Here is a 5012-nt window from a genome sequence, read left to right on the forward strand (position 1 = left end):
GCCGGCCGGAGACGTGCCCGGCCGGCGACGGCGGCTCCGCCCGTACCTGCGGGCATGCCGCGACCACGAGGTCAGTGCAGGTCCACCCGGAAGGCGTGACGGTGGTCGGCGGGGCAGACGAAGACGCGCAGGTCCCCGTACCGGCCGACGACCACTTCGGTCTCGGCGTCGCTGGCGGCGGTGAACAGCAGCGTCATCGTCGTGCCGCACTCCTCGCAGGAGAACGACATGGGGTACGTCAGATGCCAGGTCGGCCAGCCGCCCAGCTTCCAGCCGGCGACGCGGGTGATGACGTCACCGCCGTCGCCGGTCTCGCGGACCAGCTCCTCCAGCCGTGGCTGGAGTTCCACCGGTAGTTCCTCACGGAACGGGAAGTCGGTCAGGTGCTCGGCGTCGAGGAGACACGCCTGGGGCAGGTATCCCTCCTCGTCGTACCGCGAGGGCGCGGGGAGATCCGTCGACCGGCTGGTCACGTCCGCGGACCGGCGCCATCGGACCTCGACCACCGGAGCGCAGTCCGCCTGCCGCGCCGGGGGGTCCCAGTGCTCGTTGGGGCACCAGAGGACCTGCAGGAGGTCGATACCGTCCGGCCACCACGGGCCCGGCGCGTCGTGCCGGAAGATCTGGGCGACCGGCACCATGGCGGTGGCGGGCACGCCGGTCTCGCTGCCCACGTCGGGCAGGGAACACTCGGGCCATGGCTCGTCGGCCGGCCACAGCAACGGACCGCCGACGGAGCTGTGTTCAGGGCCGGGTGTTCCCCGTCGGGGATGCAGTACGACGGCGGGGCGGGCGTAGCGGGCGAGTTCGGGAACCGCGGCGACGATCGCCTCGGTCGACGGCCTGGGTGTGTGCGACATCGTGCCTTCCGGTCCGTGGCGGTCGAGCGTGCGCAGCGTATCCGGGACCTGTGACATCGACCGGGTCCGCCGACAGCGGGCCCGTCGTCCGGGCCGGGGCGGGGGAGCGGTGCGCGGGGCCTCGGGCGGCCCCCGCCCGGCGTGGGCATCCCGGGCGGTACTGCGCCGACTTGCCCCGGCCCGGCGGGAGCGCCCCGCGACAGTGCTGCAATGGACGCATGTGCCTCGACGAACTCCGCGCGCTGCTGGCCCGGCACGCCCGCCCCGACTGGAGCACCGCCATCGACGGAGTCCTGATCTCGAAGGTCGACTCGGCGGATCCGCCGGTGCCGTCGATGTCCGGCACCGTGCTGGCGGTCATCGCCCAGGGCGCCAAACGCCTCGCACTGGGCGAGCGGGTCTACGCCTACGGCCCCGGCCAGTACCTGGTCGCGTCCGTCGACCTGCCCGTCACCGGACAGTTCACCCAGGCCGAACCCGAGCAGCCGGCCCTCGGCTTCGGGCTGACGCTGGAGCCGTCCGCCGTCGCCGAACTCCTCCTCCGGGCCGGGCCCGCGGACACCTCGCGCACGAGGGAGGGAACGCCGTCGGGCATCGCCGTGGGCGACGCCCCGCCCGCGCTGCTCGACGCGGTCGTGCGGCTGCTGCGCCTGCTCGACGAGCCCCGCGACCGGCCCGTACTGGCCCCGTTGGTCAAGCGCGAGATCCTGTGGCGCCTGATCACCGGCGAGCAGGGCGCGACGGTACGCCAGCTCGGCCTCGCCGACAGCGGCCTCAGCCATGTCTCCCGGGCCGCACGCTGGATCCGCGAGCACTACGCCGAACCCTTCCGGGTCGAGGACGTGGCACGGCTGTCGGGCATGAGCGTCTCCGCCTTCTACCGCAACTTCCAGGCGGTGACCGCGATGAGCCCGATCCAGTTCCAGAAGCAGATCCGGCTGCAGGAGGCCCGGCTGCTGCTCGCCACGCACCCGGGCGACGTCACCGGCGTGGGCCGGCGGGTCGGCTACGACAACCCGTCGCAGTTCAGCCGCGAGTACCGCCGCCGGTTCGGCGCGCCGCCGAGCCGGGACGCGGCCCGGCTGCGCGACACGGCACCCGCCCCCGCGGGCGTGCTGCCCTGAGCCGGACCGCAGCGCGTGGGAGGATTGTGCAAGCGACAGCGAGGATCGTTCTATCGTTTGCCCAGTTCAGAGCGATTCAATGGGTTCAGAAGTTCTTACGCGGAGCAGGAAAGTGCCTGTCTCCGCGCATCCCATCCATCCCATCGCATCGCCCAGGAGACCAGCATGAAGACCGTCCTGATCACCGGCACCTCCTCCGGATACGGACGCGAGACCGCCCGCCACTTCCACGCACAGGGCTGGAACGTGGTCGCCACGATGCGCACCCCGCGGGCGGACCTCCTGCCCGAGTCGGACCGGCTGCGCGTCATCGCGCTCGACGTGACCAGGCCCGAGAGCATCACCGCCGCGCTCGACGCCGCCGGGCCGATCGACGTCCTGGTCAACAACGCGGGCATCCCCTCGATCGGCGTGTTCGAGGACACCCCCATGGCCCGCGTACGCGAGGTCTTCGAGACCAACACCTTCGGCGTGCTGGCGATGACCCAGGCGGTGCTCCCCGGCTTCCGCGAGCGCGGCAGTGGCGTGGTGGTCAACGTGACCTCCAGCGTGGTGCTGGGCCATATGCCGCTCTCGGCCGTCTACAAGGCGAGCAAGGCGGCCGTCGAGGGCTTCACCTCGTCCCTCGCGCTCGAACTCGCGCCCCTGGGCGTACAGGCGAAGACGGTCCAGCCGGGCGCCTGCCTGACGACGAACTTCGGCGAGCGGGCGACGGACGGCAGGTCGCTGGACGACCTGGTCCCGCCGCCGTACGCGGCGTTCGCGAAGAAGGCCCTGGACGGCTTCATGAGCCAGGACCTGTACACCCACGAGCGCGACGTCGCCGAGGCCGTCTGGCAGGCGGCGCACGACACCACCGGCCGGCTGCACTTCCCGGCCGGCCCGGACGCCGTCCGGCTCGCCGAGGCCAAGTGATCATTCGGCGTCGTACGAGGGAGTGGGCGTGTTCCAGACCGCGTCGTGACGCGCGATGACCGCCCGCAGCTCGCGGGCGCCGCGGACGGACAGGGCCCGCACCACGACGTCGAGCAGCGCGCGTGCGTCGAGGGGATCGCCGCAGCAGTCCCCGTGCGGGTAGCCCCACTCGGCGTCGTGCCACAACTGCCGCTCGCTACGGTGGACATACTCCTTCCACAGCCGTACGGCCCGGCCGGTGTCACCGGGTTGAAGATAGTTCCGGGTGCGTTCGAGGCAGTCGATCTCGGAGAGCGTCCGTCGGGACAGGCCGTCGATGACCGGTCCCGCAGCTGTCGTGCGGCGCCGCGGGGGAAGGGCGGTCCGCAGGTGTCCCGGCCGGCTACGCGGCATGGACCTTTCGGGTCGTCGTCATGCCGGCCATGCTGCCACGGCCTCGGACGATCCCTCCAACGGATTTGCCCGCTCCGGACCGCCTCACCGGGACATCCCCCGCCACTGACGTGGCGTCAATTCACCCAGGAGGCGGGCAGGTCCCTGCGCAGGGTCTCCAGGTCGTCGGCCGTGCGGCCGCGCGCGTGGATCCAGCACAGGTCGAGGTCTCCGTCGCGGCGGATCAGCCGGCCGGGCGCGGAGTACCAGCGCAGGGGTGAGTCCTGCGGGCCGACCCACATCGGATGGTCGGGCAGCGGCACCCTGGTGTAGCGGTCGTACAGGTTCGGCAGGAGCGCCTCGGGCAGTTCGCAGGCGTCGTAGAGCGTCCCGGGCGCCAGCAGGGACTCGCTGAGCACCAGCTCCACCCAGGCCGTCGACATGCGGTCCAGGAACGGGATCCACCCGTCGTGGGACTCCACCAGGACGGGCGGGTCGTCCTGCTCGATCCGGTCGAGCGGGATGCCCCACGCGGCGCAGTCCTGGTTCTCGAGACGGAAGACCAGGATCCCGCCGGGAGCGTCGTCGACGTAGAGACCGGTCACGGGCAGCAACGGGTCCTGCGTGCTGGTCAGGTCGTCGCGCCGCCCGAACAACGCGTAGCCCTGGCGCAGGACCGCCGGCAGATCGAAGCCCAACTCTGCCTCCACGTAATCCAGTTCGGATTGCGTGAAGCCGTCTCCCGGCCGTAGCGGGACACCTGTCCACTCCGCGGCGAACCGGCGCACGAACTCCCAGGCGCGCAGGGGGCCGATCGCACCACCGCTCAGTGCGACCGCCACATCGAAGTTGTCCGACACGGCAAGGAACGCTACCGGGATTCATTCGCAGTGCTCCGGACTTCAGGCCGGGGGTGAAGCGAATCCTGTGGTGGCGACGCGGAGCGTCGCGGTGGTGTTCCGGCGGAGCCGGACTGTGCTCGGTGACGGTGACGGATCGCTTGTGTGTTCCCGGTGACGGCACGGGTTCGATATGCCTAGTGTGATCGTCATGCAGCTCCGGTACGCCTTCAGGCTGTACCCCGACGCCGCTCAGCAGGCCGCGCTGGCCAGGGCGTTCGGGTGCGCCCCGGTCGTGTTCAACGACGCGATCCGTGCCCGTGAGGACGCACGCAGGGCCGGGCTGCCGTTCCCGACGGCCGGACAGTGTCCCGACAGCTGATCACCGAGGCAAAGCGGACGAAGGAACGGTCCTGGCTGGGCGAGGTCTGCGCGGTGGTGCTCCAGCAGTCCCTGCGCGACGCCGAGGCCGCCTACCGCAACTTCTTCACCTCCCTCAAGGGCACCCGCAAGGGACCGAAGCTGGGCTCGCCCCATTTGAAGTCCCGCAAGGACGCCCGGCAGTCGATCCGCTTCACCGCCGACGCCCGCTGGAAGATCACCGACGGTGGCCGTCTGAACCTGCCGAAGATCGGTGCGGTGAAGGTGAAGTGGTCGCGCACCCTGCCCTCCACACCGTTGTCGGTCACCGTGATCAAGGACGCGGCAGGCAGATTCTTCGCGTCCTTCGTCATCGACACCGACCCCGCCGAAGACTCCGCACGGATGCCCGACACCGACCGCACCATCGGCATCGATCTCGGCCTCACGCACTTCGCCGTCCTGTCCACCGGCGAGAAAATCGACTCTCCCAGGTTCTTGCGCCGGGCGGAGAAGAAACTCAAGAGGGCCCAGAGGGAGCT

At 70.9% G+C, this 5012-nt stretch carries 5 protein-coding genes and 1 pseudogene; 3 read left to right on the plus strand and 3 right to left on the minus strand.

Annotation, left to right across the window (positions count from 1 at the left end; translation table 11 throughout):
- Positions 1–71 precede the first annotated feature (71 nt).
- Complete coding sequence (locus ABT085_RS43550) at positions 72–860, minus strand: YwqG family protein (RefSeq protein WP_351621917.1); 789 nt, start codon at positions 858–860, stop codon at positions 72–74.
- Positions 861–1078: 218 nt separating this feature from the next.
- On the opposite strand from ABT085_RS43550, the gene ABT085_RS43555 reads away from it, so the two are divergent.
- Positions 1079–1984 (plus strand): AraC family transcriptional regulator, encoded by a 906-nt coding sequence (locus tag ABT085_RS43555; protein WP_351621919.1) that lies wholly within the window; start codon positions 1079–1081, stop codon positions 1982–1984.
- Between the two features lie 165 nt (positions 1985–2149).
- On the plus strand, positions 2150–2899 hold the full coding sequence (locus ABT085_RS43560; RefSeq protein WP_351621922.1) for an SDR family oxidoreductase: 750 nt from the start codon (positions 2150–2152) through the stop codon (positions 2897–2899).
- Here ABT085_RS43560 and ABT085_RS43565 read toward each other — a convergent pair whose 3' ends face one another.
- Positions 2900–3292, minus strand: coding sequence for a hypothetical protein (locus ABT085_RS43565; RefSeq protein ID WP_351621925.1), 393 nt, complete (start codon positions 3290–3292; stop codon positions 2900–2902).
- Positions 3293–3408: 116 nt separating this feature from the next.
- Complete coding sequence (locus tag ABT085_RS43570; RefSeq protein ID WP_351621928.1) at positions 3409–4131, minus strand: SMI1/KNR4 family protein; 723 nt, start codon at positions 4129–4131, stop codon at positions 3409–3411.
- A 190-nt stretch (positions 4132–4321) separates the two neighbouring features.
- Between ABT085_RS43570 and ABT085_RS43575 the strand changes: the two are divergent.
- Positions 4322–5012: pseudogene (locus ABT085_RS43575) on the plus strand (RNA-guided endonuclease InsQ/TnpB family protein); the annotation flags it as partial.

The sequence above is a fragment of the Streptomyces sp. NPDC002265 genome (assembly GCF_040296125.1).
Taxonomy (GTDB): domain Bacteria; phylum Actinomycetota; class Actinomycetes; order Streptomycetales; family Streptomycetaceae; genus Streptomyces.